The 13,472-nt window shown below is 70.9% G+C and carries 16 protein-coding genes and 1 pseudogene; 13 read left to right on the forward strand and 4 right to left on the reverse strand.

Features of this window, described 5'->3' with window-relative positions:
* A partial coding sequence (locus tag ACF1B9_RS31235; RefSeq protein WP_391795953.1) for a pyridoxine 5'-phosphate oxidase C-terminal domain-containing protein occupies positions 1 to 80 on the forward strand: 80 nt, incomplete at its 5' end.
* Positions 81 to 171: 91 nt separating this feature from the next.
* On the opposite strand, the gene ACF1B9_RS31240 is transcribed toward ACF1B9_RS31235, so the two are convergent.
* A complete protein-coding gene (locus tag ACF1B9_RS31240; protein WP_391745823.1) occupies positions 172 to 1,119 on the reverse strand; it encodes a purine-cytosine permease family protein in 948 nt (315 codons plus the stop codon).
* Positions 1,120 to 1,222: 103 nt separating this feature from the next.
* Between ACF1B9_RS31240 and ACF1B9_RS31245 the strand changes: the two are divergent.
* The 6 genes and pseudogenes from ACF1B9_RS31245 to ACF1B9_RS31270 all read left to right on the forward strand — a co-directional run.
* Positions 1,223 to 1,486: pseudogene (locus ACF1B9_RS31245) on the forward strand (4-hydroxyphenylacetate 3-hydroxylase N-terminal domain-containing protein); the annotation flags it as partial.
* A 166-nt stretch (positions 1,487 to 1,652) separates the two neighbouring features.
* Positions 1,653 to 2,189: a 4-hydroxyphenylacetate 3-hydroxylase C-terminal domain-containing protein gene (locus ACF1B9_RS31250; protein WP_391745825.1), complete on the forward strand. Its 537-nt coding sequence runs from the start codon at positions 1,653 to 1,655 to the stop codon at positions 2,187 to 2,189.
* Positions 2,186 to 2,644, forward strand: coding sequence for a RidA family protein (locus tag ACF1B9_RS31255; RefSeq protein WP_391745827.1), 459 nt, complete (start codon positions 2,186 to 2,188; stop codon positions 2,642 to 2,644). Before ACF1B9_RS31250 ends, ACF1B9_RS31255 begins: the two co-directional genes overlap by 4 nt.
* Positions 2,641 to 3,318, forward strand: coding sequence for a DUF1028 domain-containing protein (locus ACF1B9_RS31260; RefSeq protein WP_391745829.1), 678 nt, complete (start codon positions 2,641 to 2,643; stop codon positions 3,316 to 3,318). The genes ACF1B9_RS31255 and ACF1B9_RS31260 overlap by 4 nt, the downstream gene beginning before the upstream one ends.
* On the forward strand, positions 3,315 to 4,463 hold the full coding sequence (locus ACF1B9_RS31265; RefSeq protein ID WP_391745831.1) for a M20 family metallopeptidase: 1,149 nt from the start codon (positions 3,315 to 3,317) through the stop codon (positions 4,461 to 4,463). Before ACF1B9_RS31260 ends, ACF1B9_RS31265 begins: the two co-directional genes overlap by 4 nt.
* Positions 4,464 to 4,501: 38 nt before the next feature.
* A complete protein-coding gene (locus ACF1B9_RS31270; protein WP_391745833.1) occupies positions 4,502 to 5,044 on the forward strand; it encodes a cytosine permease in 543 nt (180 codons plus the stop codon).
* Between the two features lie 104 nt (positions 5,045 to 5,148).
* Here the strand turns inward: ACF1B9_RS31270 and ACF1B9_RS31275 are convergent, their stop codons facing one another.
* On the reverse strand, positions 5,149 to 5,298 hold the full coding sequence (locus ACF1B9_RS31275; RefSeq protein WP_391745835.1) for a hypothetical protein: 150 nt from the start codon (positions 5,296 to 5,298) through the stop codon (positions 5,149 to 5,151).
* A gap of 215 nt (positions 5,299 to 5,513) precedes the next feature.
* On the reverse strand, positions 5,514 to 6,191 hold the full coding sequence (gene phoU / locus ACF1B9_RS31280) for a phosphate signaling complex protein PhoU (RefSeq protein ID WP_351075306.1): 678 nt from the start codon (positions 6,189 to 6,191) through the stop codon (positions 5,514 to 5,516).
* Between the two features lie 199 nt (positions 6,192 to 6,390).
* Here phoU and ACF1B9_RS31285 point away from each other — a divergent pair, with 199 nt between their 5' ends.
* Both ACF1B9_RS31285 and ACF1B9_RS31290 read left to right on the forward strand, forming a co-directional pair.
* Entirely contained in the window at positions 6,391 to 7,665 is a 1,275-nt protein-coding gene (locus tag ACF1B9_RS31285; RefSeq protein WP_391745837.1) for a sensor histidine kinase, read from the forward strand.
* Positions 7,662 to 8,342 (forward strand): response regulator transcription factor, encoded by a 681-nt coding sequence (locus ACF1B9_RS31290; RefSeq protein ID WP_072487966.1) that lies wholly within the window; start codon positions 7,662 to 7,664, stop codon positions 8,340 to 8,342. Before ACF1B9_RS31285 ends, ACF1B9_RS31290 begins: the two co-directional genes overlap by 4 nt.
* An 83-nt stretch (positions 8,343 to 8,425) precedes the next feature.
* On the opposite strand, the gene ACF1B9_RS31295 is transcribed toward ACF1B9_RS31290, so the two are convergent.
* The gene (locus tag ACF1B9_RS31295) at positions 8,426 to 9,073 is read right to left on the reverse strand and encodes a DUF461 domain-containing protein (protein ID WP_391745839.1); all 648 of its coding nucleotides are present in this window, start codon (positions 9,071 to 9,073) and stop codon (positions 8,426 to 8,428) included.
* 620 nt (positions 9,074 to 9,693) lie between these two features.
* Between ACF1B9_RS31295 and ACF1B9_RS31300 the strand changes: the two genes are divergently transcribed.
* The 4 genes from ACF1B9_RS31300 (at position 9,694) to cysS (ending at position 13,417) form a co-directional block, all read left to right on the forward strand.
* Positions 9,694 to 10,176: a CarD family transcriptional regulator gene (locus ACF1B9_RS31300; protein WP_006380568.1), complete on the forward strand. Its 483-nt coding sequence runs from the start codon at positions 9,694 to 9,696 to the stop codon at positions 10,174 to 10,176.
* Positions 10,177 to 10,511: 335 nt separating this feature from the next.
* Positions 10,512 to 11,258: a 2-C-methyl-D-erythritol 4-phosphate cytidylyltransferase gene (gene ispD, locus ACF1B9_RS31305; protein ID WP_391745840.1), complete on the forward strand. Its 747-nt coding sequence runs from the start codon at positions 10,512 to 10,514 to the stop codon at positions 11,256 to 11,258.
* Positions 11,248 to 11,769 carry a 2-C-methyl-D-erythritol 2,4-cyclodiphosphate synthase gene (gene ispF, locus ACF1B9_RS31310; RefSeq protein ID WP_391745842.1) on the forward strand — a complete coding sequence of 174 codons (522 nt, stop codon included), beginning with the start codon at positions 11,248 to 11,250 and terminating at the stop codon, positions 11,767 to 11,769. The genes ispD and ispF overlap by 11 nt, the downstream gene beginning before the upstream one ends.
* A gap of 244 nt (positions 11,770 to 12,013) precedes the next feature.
* Positions 12,014 to 13,417 carry a cysteine--tRNA ligase gene (gene cysS / locus ACF1B9_RS31315; protein WP_391745843.1) on the forward strand — a complete coding sequence of 468 codons (1,404 nt, stop codon included), beginning with the start codon at positions 12,014 to 12,016 and terminating at the stop codon, positions 13,415 to 13,417.
* Positions 13,418 to 13,472: the final 55 nt, after the last annotated feature.

The raw sequence follows: 13,472 nt of genomic DNA on the forward strand, positions 1-13,472 counted from the left end.
GCGACGCGGAGCGGCGCCACGTACGGCTGCGCTACCGCCGGGACGGCGCGGACTGGACGCGGGAGCTGCTCTGGCCCTGAGGGCTGTCCCGGCGGGGGGGGGGGGGGGGGGGGGGGGGGGGGGGGGGGGCCCCCCCCGCCCCCCCCCCGCCCCCGCCCCGCCCGCTCGCGGTTACGGGGCCGTGCTCGCCGCGCCGGCTACCGCGGCCCGCGTCTCCTGCTGCCGCGGTACGGCGGGCCGCTCGTCGCCCTCTCCCCGGCCCCGCGCCCAGAAGTAGTACACCGGCGCCGTCACCACCAGGCCGACCAGCCAGGACAGGTCCGCGCCGCCCAGCGGCTCGACCAGCGGGCCGGTGTACAGCGACGTGGCGACGAACGGGAGCTGGACGACGATGCCGATCGCGTACGAGATCAGCGCCACCGTGTTGAAACGGCCGTACCGTCCGCCGTCCGGGAGGAAGAGGTCTTCGAGCGCGTAGCGGCCCCGGTGCACCAGATAGAAGTCGATCAGGTTGATCGCCGTCCACGGGACGAGAACGATCAGCAGCACCAGTACCAGGTTCACGAAGTGCGAGACGAAGTCGCTGGACAGGCCGACCGCGATCAGCAGTGCGGCCACCAGTACCACGGCCGACACCGCGCCGCGCGCCGTCTGGCGGGGCTGCCAGGCGGTGCGGAAGGTCTGGCCGATCGTGATGAGCGAGAGCACCGCTCCGTACAGGTTCAACGCGTTGTGGTTGATCACGCTGAAGAGGAAGAGCAGCAGGATGACCGGGCCGAATCCGCCCGCCGCGCTGTCGAAGCCCGCCACCGTGTCGTCCGTGCCGGGGGCGGCCAGCCCGATCACCGTGCCGGCCAGGAAGGGGAGGGTCGAGCCCAGGCAGGAGCCCCAGTAGGTGGCCCAGAAAGTGGCCGAGGTGCGGACCGTGCGCGGAAGGTAGCGCGAGTAGTCGGAGACGTACGGGGCGAAGGCCAGCTGCCACAGGGCGCTCAGCGAGACCGTCGCCAGCCAGCCCGCGAAGGTGAAGCCGCCGCGCGTGAAGAAGTCGTCCGGCAGTCCGCGCGCGACCACGATCACCAGGCCGGCGACGATGCCGATGCCCAGCACCCAGGTCGCCACCTTGTTTAGGGTGTGGATCAGCCGGTAGCCGATCGCAGATCGCCGCCGAGCCGAGCGCGCCCAGCACGATGCCCGCGTCGACCGGTACGCCGGGCGCGAGGCCGTGCAGCGACTTGCCCGCGAGCACGATGTTCGACGCGAAGAAGCCGACGTACATCGCCGCCGCGACGACCACGATCAGCAGGGCGCCGCCTACTCCAACCAGGCGTTCACCAAGCCGACCATCGCCAACTGGGGCGACTCCGAACTCTCCGACTACGCCCTCGGGTTCATGCTCGACATGGGTGCGCCGGGCCTGAAGTACATCTGCCGTACGGGCTTCGCCGGCGCCAAGCCGATCGAGGACTACCCGGTCTCCAACCGCTTCGACGAGGTCGACACCCTGGTCGTCTTCGACGACGTCGAGATCCCCTGGGAGAACGTGCTGTTCTACCGGGACACCAAGGCGGCCACCTTCATCCGCGCCACCCTGCACCGCTACAGCGCCTTCGCCTTCACCCAGCGCAATCTGCGGCTTGCGGACCTCATGATCGGTGCCGCGCTGTGGAACGCAGCAGGCCGTCCAGGAGAAACTGGCGACCCTCGCCTGCTACCGCGAGGGCATCAACGCCCATCTCACCGCGGCGATCGCGAAGGCGGAGCCCAGCCCCGGCGGGCTGCTCATGCCGAACCAGTCGCTGCTCTACACCGGCCGCGTACTGGCCTGCTCGCAGCTGCACGAGATGATGCACATCGCCCGTGAGCTGTGCGGCGGCCAGATCTGCATCACCCCGGACAAGGCGTCCTTCGACCACCCGGACACCAAGCCGTGGCTGGACAAGTTCTACTCGATCAACGAGCACTGGGTCGCCGAGGACCGCCGCAAGCTCCTCGCGTACGCCCGTGACCTGCTGAACTCCGACTACGCGGGCCACCGGCTGACCTTCCAGCTCTTCGCCCAGTCCCCGCCCTTCGCGCACCTGGGCGCCGTCTACCGCAACTTCGACTGGGACGGCCCGCTCGACCTGGTCAAGGACGCGGCCGGGCTCTCGGACAACGTGCTCGGCTCGCTCGGGAGGTCCGCCAAGTGACCGTCCACGACCGCATCCGGCGCTTCAACACCGCTGACACGTACCCCGAGCAGGACCTGGCCAACGATCTGGCGCAGGCCGTGGTCGCCGACGGCACCGTCTATCTGCGCGGCCAGATCGGCCAGGACCTCGACACCCGCGAGAGCGTCGGCGTCGGCGACGTGGCGGCCCAGGCCGACCAAGCCATGGCGAACATCGCGATGCTGCTGGAGGAGTGCGGCAGCCGGCTCGACGAGATCGTCAAGATCACCGTCTATCTGACGGACATCCGCTACCGCGAGCCCGTCTACCGGACCATGGGCCGGTGGCTGAAGGGCGTCCACTACGTCTCCACCGGGCTGGTCGTCTCGGCGCTGGCCCGCCCGGAGTGGCTGGTCGAGATCGACGCCACCGCGGTGATCCCGGCCGAGCGGCGGGCCGAGGCGGCGGCCCGGCGGCAGGAGGCCGGCGCGTGACCTTCTCCATCGCCGCACGCTGCACCCGCACCGGACAGTTCGGCGTCGCCGTCACCTCCTCCTCGCCCGCCGTGGCCGCGCGTTGCGCCCATGTGCGGGCGGGCGTCGGGGCGGTCTGCTCGCAGAACGTCACCGACCCGCGGCTCGGTACCCGGCTGCTCGACCTGCTGGCGGCCGGCAGCTCCCCGGCCGCGGCGATCCGGAACGTCGTCGACTCCGAAAGCACCATTGAACACCGGCAGTTGACCGCCATCGGGGCGGACGGCCCGGCCGCGGCGCACTCCGGCGCGCGGGCCCTGGGACAGTACGCGCAGGCCATCGGCCCGGACGCCGTCGCCGCCGGGAACCTCCTGTCCGGCCCCGGTGTCCCGCAGGCCGTGCTCGACGCCTTCGCCGCCGACCCGGCCGCACCGCTGGGGCAGCGCCTCGTCGACGCGCTGAGCGCCGGGGCGGCGGCGGGCGGCGAGGAGGGCCCGGTCCGTTCGGCCGGACTGCTCGTCGTCGACCGGGTCGCCTGGCCGGTGACCGACCTCCGCGTCGACTGGACGGACGGCGACCCGATCGCCGAACTCGCCGCGCTGTGGAAGCTCTGGGAGCCGCAGGCGTCCGCATACGTCGGCCGGGCACTCACCCCCGACGAGGCACCGTCGTACGGCGTTCCGGGGGACGAATGAAGCCTGTCCGCACCGCGGTCGCCGCACTCTCCGACGAGCTGCTCGCCCTCAGCCACCGGATCCACGCCCATCCGGAGGTGGCGTGGGAGGAGGAGAAGGCGGCCCGTTGGGTCTCGTACGCCCTGAACGACCTCGGCTTCGAGGTGCGCTCCGGCACGGCCGGACTGCCCACCGCCTTCACCGCCACCATCGGGTCCGGGCCGCTCCATCTGGGCATCTGCGCCGAGTACGACGCGCTGCCCGGCCTCGGCCACGCCTGCGGACACAACATCATCGCGGCGGCGGCGGTCGGCGCCGCGGCCGGACTGGCCCCGGTCGTCGACGACCTGGGTCTGACGGTCACCGTCTTCGGAACCCCGGCGGAGGAGGGCGGCGGCGGCAAGATCCTGATGCTGGAGCGCGGCGCCTTCGACGGGGTGCACGCGGCGATGATGGTCCACCCGGGGCCGGTCGACGTCGCCGAGGCCGACCCGTTCGCCGTGGCCCATCTGTTGGTGCGCTACCACGGCAAGGCCGCCCACGCGGCGGCCTACCCCGAGCAGGGCCGCAACGCCGCCGACGCCTTCACCGTCGCCCAGGTCGCCATCGGGCTGCTGCGCCAGCAGCTCCCCGGCCGGACCAGGGTGCACGGCATGATGACGCGCGGCGGCGAGGCCCCGAACGCCATCCCCGAGCTGACGGAGGGGCGTTGGTACGTACGCGCCGACACCCTGGAGCAGCTCGCCGAGCTCCAGCCGCGCGTCGAGCGCTGCTTCGAAGCGGGCGCGCTGGCGGCGGGCTGCGAGCTGGAGATCGAGCCGGAGAGCCGTCCGTACTCGGAGTTCCGCAACGACGCGGGGCTGTTGGCCCACTACCGGCGCACGGCCGAGGAGCTGGGGCGCACCTTCGAGTCCGGCACCCCGGCCGCCCGGATGAACCGGGCCTCGACCGACATGGGCAACGTGTCGCGAGTGGTCCCCGCCCTCCACCCCTATCTCGGCATCGGTTCATTGCCGGCGGTCAACCACCAGAAGGAGTTCGCCGCGCACTGCGTGGGCGGTGAGGCGGACCGCGCGGTGCTCGACGGGGCCACGGCGATGGCGCTGACGGCGGTGTCCGTGGCCTCGGACGACGAGGAACGGGCCCGGCTCGTCGCGGGGCGGTGACACCTGGGCGGTGAAGCCCGAGCAGTGACGGGAGGGCGGTGACGGCGCTGCACTCGGCGCAGGGGCCGCAGCTCGGGGTGCCGCAGATGATCCAGAGCCGCGGCCAGTTCGGCTACGTCGGTGCCCTCGCCGTCGTCCTGGTCGTCATCGTCATGTACCAGGGGCTCGCCGCGATGCGGCTGGCGGCCGGGGACGCGGCGGCGGTCTTCGGTGTCGTCCTCACGGTCGCCGTGACCACGCTGCTGCTGTCCTACCTGGCGATCATCCCGGCGCTGGTGGCGCTGCGGGTGCGGCACGGCGAGGTGGCCCGCCCGTACCGGGTGCCGTTCGGCACCGCGGGGTTCATGTGCTGCGCGGGGCTCGTCTACGTCTGGATCCTGGTGGGGTCGTGGTCGGCGCTGTTTCCCGGGACGCTGGAGTCGGTGCTCGGTATCGGCTACGACTTCCACGACATCTGGGGCGTCTCCCGGCTCACGTTCGAGGGCTTCACGCTGGGCACGGTCACGGCCCTGCTGCTGATCGGTACGGCGGGTCACGCGGTGGCCCGCAGGCGCCGGGCCCCGGAACCGCTCACGGTCTGAAAGGGCCGCCCCCGCACCGCGTCCGCACACGAGGGCGTCCCGCGCGGAACGTCGAAGCAGGTCCCCGCGCGGGACGCCCTTCCGGCTTCGTACCGGCCAACCGGTCAGCCGCAGCAGCCACCGCACTGGCACGGGGCCCCGGACTGGCACCCGCACCCGCAGCCGGAGCCGCAGCCGCAGGCGCCGAGGACGGTCAGGCGCTCCACGTCGGCGGGCGCCTCCTGCTGGGGATCGGTCGTGGGGGAATCGGCCATGGTTCCTCCTCAGGACGTACGACAGGGCCGTACGCCACTGCGACGCACGCACGACCGGGGCGTACGGACAACTCGTGCCGCCCCACCCCATTGCATGCCCACTCGGGCGGGCGCATCAACAGCGCACACGCGCAGAGACACATGTACGACCCCCGTGCGACCGCGCACGCCCCCACGGCCCCGGGGCCCCGGGGCCGTGACATCCGACCTTCCGGCTACGCGCCCTCCACCGGCGCCGACTGCTGGATCTCGTCGGCGTGCTCGCCGGTCACCAGGTAGACCACACGCTTGGCGACCGACACCGCGTGGTCGGCGAAGCGCTCGTAGTAGCGGCCGAGCAGCGTCACGTCGACGGCCGTCTCGATGCCGTGCTTCCAGCGGTCGTCCATCAGGTGCTGGAACAGCGTGCGGTGCAGCAGGTCCATCTCGTCGTCGTCCTGCTCCAGCTGGAGCGCCAGGTCGACGTCCTTGGTGATGATCACCTCGGCGGCCTTGGCCATCAGGCGCTGTGCCAGCTGGCCCATCTCCAGGATGGTGGCGTGCAGGTCGTGCGGCACCGCCGATTCCGGGAACCGCAGCCGGGCCAGCTTGGCGACGTGCTGGGCGAGGTCGCCCGAGCGCTCCAGGTCGGCGCTCATCCGCAGCGAGGTGACCACGATCCGCAGATCCGTCGCCACGGGCTGCTGGCGTGCGAGCAGGGCGATGGCCCGCGCCTCCAGGTCGTGCTGGAGGTCGTCGACCTTCTGGTCCGCGGCGATCACGCTCTCCGCGAGCTTGAGATCGGCATCGAGCATGGACGTCGTCGCCCGGCCGATCGCCGACCCGACGAGCCGGGCCATCTCGACCAGTCCCTCGCCGATCGAGTCGAGTTCCTCGTGGTAGGCGTCACGCATGGAAGTCCCTCTCCAGTCCTGTGTGCAATGCCGGGGCAGGCTGTGAGCCCCACGCTGCCACCCTGGGCGGTGTACGCGTCGCCTTCCGGCCGACCAAGTGAACCAACCCTTGCCCCTCGGTGAACTCTGGGCGACGAGTGTTCGGATACGCACTCGGATGGCTGGGAGAGTCCTCCGGGACCCGCATAACCTTGACGGTATGGACGTGAACGCGGCAGTCGCCGCAGCTGCGGCGATCGGCGGTGCTTGTACCGGCGTGATCGCCATGCTGGCGTTCCGCTGGAGCGAGCGCGACCAGAAGAAGCCGACGCGAACCTCCCTGCGGCCCGACAGCAACGCGCCCCTGCCCCCCGGGGTCGACACGGTCCTGTCCGTGCTCAGTTCCTCCGCGGTCGTCCTCGACGAGAGCGACAGCGTGGTCAAGGCCAGCTCCGCCGCCTATGCGCTGGGACTGGTCAGGGGCGGTCGGCTCGCCGTCGAGGCGATGCTGAACATGGCCAGGGACACCCGCCGCGACGGTGAGATACGGCAGGTCGAACTGGACCTGCCCCGGCGCGGTACGGGGCGGGGCGAGGCCCTCGCGGTCTCCGCCCGGGTCGCCCCGCTGGGCTCCCGGCTGGTGCTCCTGCTGGTGGAGGACCTCACCGAGGCCCGCCGCATAGAAGCGGTACGACGCGACTTCGTCGCCAACGTCAGCCATGAGCTCAAGACCCCGGTCGGCGCGCTCTCCCTGCTCTCCGAGGCCGTGATGGACGCCTCCGACGACCCGGAGGCGGTGGAGCGGTTCGCCGGGCGGATGCAGATAGAGGCGACCCGGCTGACCAACCTCGTACAGGAGATCATCGACCTCTCCCGGGTGCAGAACGACGACCCGCTGGAGGACGCCGAGCCGGTCCGGGTCGACGAGCTGGTGGCCGAGGCCATCGACCGCTGCCGCCAGCAGGCCGGCTCGAAGCAGATCACCATGGCAGCGGGCGGCACCGCGGAGCTCCGCATCTGGGGCAACCGCGGCCAGCTCGCCGCGGCACTCGGCAACCTCGTCGAGAACGCCGTCAACTACAGCCCCGCCCGGACCCGAGTGGGCATCGCCGCCAGGCGGCTTGCCGTATCCGGCGGGGACCAGATCGAGATAGCCGTGACCGACCAGGGCATCGGCATCTCGGAGAAGGACCGCGAGCGGGTCTTCGAACGCTTCTACCGCGTCGACCCGGCCCGCTCACGGGCCACCGGTGGCACCGGCCTCGGCCTCGCCATCGTCAAGCACGTGGCCGCCTCGCACGGCGGGGAGGTCACGGTCTGGAGCTCGGAGGGCCAGGGCTCCACCTTCACCCTGCGGCTGCCCGAAGCGGGCTCCGTACGGGAACGGGACCGCCGCTCGGGCGGACCGCTGATCGTCAATGGCGACGAGGGTCCCCACGGACCCGCTCACCCCGACACCCTTGAACCATTCCCTGCCCCGGAGGTCCTTCCGTGACCCGAGTGCTCGTCGTCGAGGATGAGGAATCCTTCAGCGACGCCCTGTCCTACATGCTCCGCAAGGAGGGTTTCGAGGTCGCCATCGCGGCCACGGGCCCGGACGGGCTTGACGAGTTCGAGCGCAACGGCGCCGACCTCGTGCTGCTCGACCTGATGCTGCCGGGTCTGCCCGGCACGGAGGTCTGCCGTCAGCTGCGCAGCCGGTCCAATGTCCCCGTGATCATGGTCACGGCCAAGGACAGCGAGATCGACAAGGTGGTCGGCCTGGAAATAGGAGCCGACGACTACGTCACCAAGCCGTTCTCCTCGCGGGAGCTCGTCGCCCGCATCCGCGCGGTGCTGCGCCGCCGCGGTGAGCCCGAGGAGGTGACCCCGGCCGCCCTGGAGGCGGGCCCGGTCCGGATGGACGTGGACCGCCACGTCGTCACGGTCGCCGGCGGCAAGGTCGACCTCCCGCTCAAGGAGTTCGACCTGCTGGAGATGCTGCTGCGCAACGCGGGCCGGGTCCTGACCCGGATGCAGCTGATCGACCGGGTCTGGGGCGCGGACTACGTGGGCGACACCAAGACCCTCGACGTCCATGTCAAGCGCCTGCGGGCCAAGATCGAGCCCGACCCCGGAGCGCCGCGCTTCCTGGTGACGGTGCGCGGTCTGGGCTACAAGTTCGAGCCGTAGACCGGCCGGTGCACGACGGCGGAGGGCGCCCCCCGAGAGGGAGGGCGCCCTCCGCCGTTCAGGCGTGCGCGTGCCGGGCGCGGTCAGCCCGCCGAGGCGGACGCGGAGTCGGTCGGGGTGACCGTGTCGTCCGCGGAGTCGGACGCGCCCGGCGCACCCGGGTGCGCGGACGTGGAGCCGGTCGGCGTCGCGGGCGACTTCGACGGCAGCGTCGGCAGCGAGCTGGGACCGAAGTCCGTGAAGTAGCTGGTCGCCGGGACGACGAACGCGCCGAGCGAGATCTCCCCGGTCGAGCTGAACTTGAAGACGACGGGCTGCACGTTGCCGGCCTGCGCGGCTTCGCGGCTGTTCTCGATCACGGCGGACGCGTTGCCCTTGCCGCCGAGCACCACCCTGCCGCCGGCCGGGACCACGATGGGTCCGGAACCCTTGGCGGCGTGCAGCTGCACCGCGACGCTCGTACCCGGCAGGGTGACGGCGTCCAGGGTCTGCTGCTTGACGCCGCTGTTGAACAGCGTCGCGGAGACGACGGCCGGGCCCTCGGCGCCGCGCTCGGGCTGGGTGATGACGTTCGCGTTCTGGATGCTGATGTCACCGGAGGTGGTGGCAGCACTGTCCGGCCTGACCTTGAGCGTCGCTGCGTCATTGCCCGCACCGCATGCGGCGAGCGAGGCGATCGAGAACACGATGGCGGTGGCGGCGAGGGCGCCGTGTCGAAGGCTGCGGCTCACGGCGGCGGCAACTCCTTGAACGTTCGGACTGCGGACGGGTGGGGCGAGCGACGTAAAGCCGCCCTAAGGATGTGTCAGCGGCCTTAGGCTACCGAGCCGCCCCTTCCGCCCCGCACCCGACCCGCCCCTACGCGCCCCTTCGGGCTCCGGCGGTTACCGGGGCGGGTGCCCCCGGCCGGTTCCGCACCCGGCCGGGGCGCATGCCGAAACCCGTCGACATGCGCCGTTCACATATCGCCGGTGATCAATTCATGGAGCGTGGCGTATTCCATGCGCATAACCGATCGCACCGAGGCGCTGATCAATATCCATTGATCAACCACACTTACGTCCGTACGGGTGATCGGCGCTCGAACGGACTACGTAAAGTTCATCATCAGGAATCCGGCAAACCGGGACGTTAGACCACTTCGGAGGGGGGTTCCGGGGTGTGTGACGTGCGTGTTTCGCCTCGCCCGTACAGCGGCTCCGACCTGCGAATACCGTCTCCCGTGAACCTTCCGCAGCACGTACGTGTTGCTGTTGTCAAGCCCCGAGATATGCCCTGACCTGCGAAAACGCCATTCAGGAGAAGCTGTTCTCGTGTTACCCTTGATAGCCACGGAAGGGGTACCTGTCACATGACGTTCAAGGTTGGCGACACCGTGGTCTATCCCCATCACGGGGCCGCGCTGATCGAGGCTATCGAAACTCGCCAGATCAAAGGCGTGGACAAGACCTACTTGGTGCTCAAGGTCGCCCAGGGCGACTTGACGGTTCGGGTGCCGGCGGACAATGCGGAGTTCGTGGGCGTACGCGACGTGGTCGGGCAGGAGGGGCTGGACCGGGTCTTCGAGGTGCTGCGCGCACCGTATGCCGAAGAGCCGACGAACTGGTCCCGGCGCTACAAGGCAAATCTGGAGAAGCTCGCCTCCGGCGATGTCATCAAGGTCGCCGAAGTGGTTCGCGACCTGTGGCGTCGTGAGCGCGAGCGTGGACTCTCCGCAGGTGAGAAGCGCATGCTCGCCAAGGCTCGCCAGATTCTGGTGAGTGAGCTCGCTCTCGCGGAGAACACGAACGAAGACAAGGCCGAGGCTCTGCTCGACGAGGTACTCGCGTCCTGAACCGGCTCACGCCGGTCTCGAAAAAATGTGCCGCGGTGCCCGCTGACAACCCGTATTCACGGTATGTCGTCGGGCGCTGCGGCATGTCTGGATTCAGCCACGGCGTGTCTGGATTGCGTCCCCGACTCACCGCTGCGTTGGCTTCATCGCCAATCCCCCCGATACGTTGCTCGCGATCTTGTGTAGCCGATCCCGAGCGGCCGGTGCGGCTTGTCCGAATCGACCGGAGGTCACGGAAAGGGCCCGGTCGAGTCATGGCGTGGCGCCCGGCTCGATTGTGGCCATACCCATGTCGGCTGTGGAAACAAACATGCCGAAGCTTCGGAGTGCAACCGATGTCTGATCTCTCGCGTCCGTACCGCACCGCCGCCGTGATTCCCGCGGCCGGCCGCGGCGTACGGCTCGGCCCAGGAGCCCCCAAGGCGCTCCGCGCGCTGGGCGGGACGCCCATGCTCATCCACGCGGTACGGGCCATGGCGGCCTCCCGTTCCGTCTCCCTGGTCGTCGTCGTCGCGCCGCCGGACGGTGCCCCCGAGGTCAAGAACCTGCTCGACGAGCACGCCCTGCCCGAGCGCACCGACTACCTCGTCGTGCCGGGCGGCGACACCCGCCAGGAGTCGGTGCGCCTGGGCCTCGACGCCCTGCCCGAGGACGTCTCCGTCGTCCTCGTCCATGACGCGGCCCGCCCGCTGGTGCCGGTCGACACGGTGGACGCGGTGATCGAGGCGGTACGGGACGGCGCGCCCGCGGTCGTCCCCGCGCTGCCGCTCGCCGACACCGTCAAGGAGGTCGAGCCCGGAGCACCGGGGGAGCCGGAGCCGGTGCTCGGCACGCCCGAGCGGGCCCGGCTGCGCGCCGTGCAGACTCCGCAGGGCTTCGACCGCGACACGCTCGTACGCGCGCACAAGACCGTCACCGTCGGCGGCGAGGGCGCCACGGACGACGCGGGCATGGTGGAGCGGCTCGGGGCGTCCGTCGTGGTCGTCCCCGGGCACGAGGAGGCGTTCAAGGTGACCCGGCCGCTGGACCTGGTGCTGGCCGACGCGGTACTGGCGCGCAGGAGGGCGAACGATGGCTTCTGAGGAAACGACGGCTTCCGAGGAGCGGACCGGGCCGGTGATCCCGCTGGTCGGGATCGGTACCGACATCCACGCCTTCGAAGAGGGCCGCGAACTGTGGTGCGCGGGGCTGCTGTGGGAGGGCGAGGGGCCGGGCCTCGCCGGGCACTCCGACGCCGATGTCGTCGCGCACGCCGCGTGCAACGCGCTCTTCTCGGCCGCCGGGCTCGGCGACCTCGGGCAGCACTTCGGCACCGGGCGGCCGGAGTGGTCCGGCGCCGCCGGGGTCACCCTGCTGACCGAGGCGGCGCGGATCGTGCGCGCCGCGGGCTTCGAGATCGGCAATGTCGCCGTCCAGGTCGTCGGCGTACGGCCGAAGATCGGCAAGCGGCGCGACGAGGCGCAGCGGGTGCTGTCGGCGGCCGTGGGGGCGCCTGTCTCGCTCTCCGCCGCCACGTCCGACGGGCTCGGCTTCACCGGGCGGGCCGAGGGCCTCGCCGGAATCGCGACGGCACTGGTCTACCGCACGGGCTGATCCACCGCGCGGCCCTGACCTGCCGGAATTCCCGGGCCCGCAGCCTTGTCGCACATCGGCGTGGTGGTCCGGATCACCGCGCGACAGGTCGTCGGCCGGATCCGCGGTCTTCCGGTGTGCCGATCACGGGCGGTCGGCGACGCCCGCGGACCGGCACGCCGGGAGACACCCCGCCGCAAGATTCTTTTCCCCGCGATGCCCGAGGGGTCGCGGGGCACTGGTACACGCCCACTACCCTTGAGGCGTGACTATTCGCCTGTACGACACCAGCGCCCGGCAGATCCGTGACTTCGTACCGCTCACCGCGGGCTGTGTCTCGATCTACCTCTGTGGCGCGACCGTCCAGGCCGCCCCGCACATCGGGCACATCCGGTCCGGGCTGAACTTCGACATCATGCGCCGTTGGTTCGAGTACCGCGGCTACGACGTCACGTTCATCCGGAACGTCACCGACATCGACGACAAGATCATCGCGAAGTCGGCCGAACAGGGCCGCCCCTGGTGGGCCATCGGGTACGAGAACGAGCGGGCGTTCAACGCCGGCTACGACGCGCTCGGCTGCCTCCCGGCCACGTACGAACCGCGAGCGACCGGCCACATCACCGAGATGGTCGAGATGATGCGCGGCCTGATCGAGCGCGGTCACGCCTACGCGGCCGACGGCAACGTCTACTTCGACGTGCGCTCCTTCCCCGGCTACCTGGAGCTCTCCAACCAGGACCTGGACGATCTGCGCCAGCCGTCCGGCGAGGGCGAGACCGGCAAGCGCGACCAGCGCGACTTCGCGATGTGGAAGTCCGCCAGGCCGGGCGAGCCCAGCTGGGAGACCCCGTGGGGCCGCGGCCGTCCCGGCTGGCACCTGGAGTGCTCCGCCATGGCCCACAAGTACCTCGGCACCGCCTTCGACATCCACGGCGGCGGCATCGACCTGATCTTCCCGCACCACGAGAACGAGATCGCCCAGGCCAGCGCGTACGGCGACGAGTTCGCGAAGTACTGGGTGCACAACGGCTGGGTCACCATGTCCGGCGAGAAGATGTCGAAGTCGCTGGGCAACTCGGTGCTGGTCAGCGAGATGGTCAAGGCGTGGCGCCCGATCGCGCTGCGTTACTACCTCGGCACCCCGCACTACCGGTCGATGATCGAGTACAGCGAGGAGGCCCTGCGCGAGGCCGAGTCCGCGTTCGCCCGAATCGAGGGCTTCGTGCAGCGTGTCACCGAGAAGGCGGGCGAGACGGTCGAGCCCGCCACCGAGGTGCCGCCCGCCTTCGCCGAGGCCATGGACGACGACCTGGGCGTCCCGCAGGCGCTCGCGATCGTCCACACCACGGTCCGCCAGGGCAACTCCGCTCTCGCCGCCGACGACAAGGAGGCCGCAGTCGCCCGGCTCGCGGAGGTCCGCGCGATGCTCGGCGTCCTCGGCCTCGACCCGCTCGACGAGCACTGGGCCGGCGAGAGCGACCGCGGCGACGATCTGCACGGCGTCGTCGACACGCTCGTGCGCCTGGTCCTGGACCAGCGCCAGTCGGCCCGCGAGCGCAAGGACTGGCCCGCCGCAGACGCCATCCGCGACCAGCTCAACCAGTCCGGTCTCGTCATCGAGGACAGCCCGGCCGGACCACGGTGGACACTCGGCCCGCGCCAGTAGTCCTCCCCACGTGCCGCCCGGCCTCCCGGGCGGCACACTTCACTTACGTACGCAT

This window comes from Streptomyces sp. NPDC014727, assembly GCF_043083485.1.
Taxonomy (GTDB): domain Bacteria; phylum Actinomycetota; class Actinomycetes; order Streptomycetales; family Streptomycetaceae; genus Streptomyces.

Bases quoted from the DNA above. Each gene is read 5' to 3' on its own strand.
- ispF (WP_391745842.1), top strand. From the start codon at position 11,248: ATGGCTTCTGAGGAAACGACGGCTTCCGAGGAGCGGACCGGGCCGGTG.
- ACF1B9_RS31300 (WP_006380568.1), top strand. From the start codon at position 9,694: ATGACGTTCAAGGTTGGCGACACCGTGGTCTATCCCCATCACGGGGCC.
- phoU (WP_351075306.1), bottom strand. From the start codon at position 6,191: ATGCGTGACGCCTACCACGAGGAACTCGACTCGATCGGCGAGGGACTG.
- ACF1B9_RS31265 (WP_391745831.1), top strand. From the start codon at position 3,315: ATGAAGCCTGTCCGCACCGCGGTCGCCGCACTCTCCGACGAGCTGCTC.
- ispD (WP_391745840.1), top strand. From the start codon at position 10,512: ATGTCTGATCTCTCGCGTCCGTACCGCACCGCCGCCGTGATTCCCGCG.
- ACF1B9_RS31275 (WP_391745835.1), bottom strand. From the start codon at position 5,298: ATGGCCGATTCCCCCACGACCGATCCCCAGCAGGAGGCGCCCGCCGAC.
- ACF1B9_RS31285 (WP_391745837.1), top strand. From the start codon at position 6,391: ATGGACGTGAACGCGGCAGTCGCCGCAGCTGCGGCGATCGGCGGTGCT.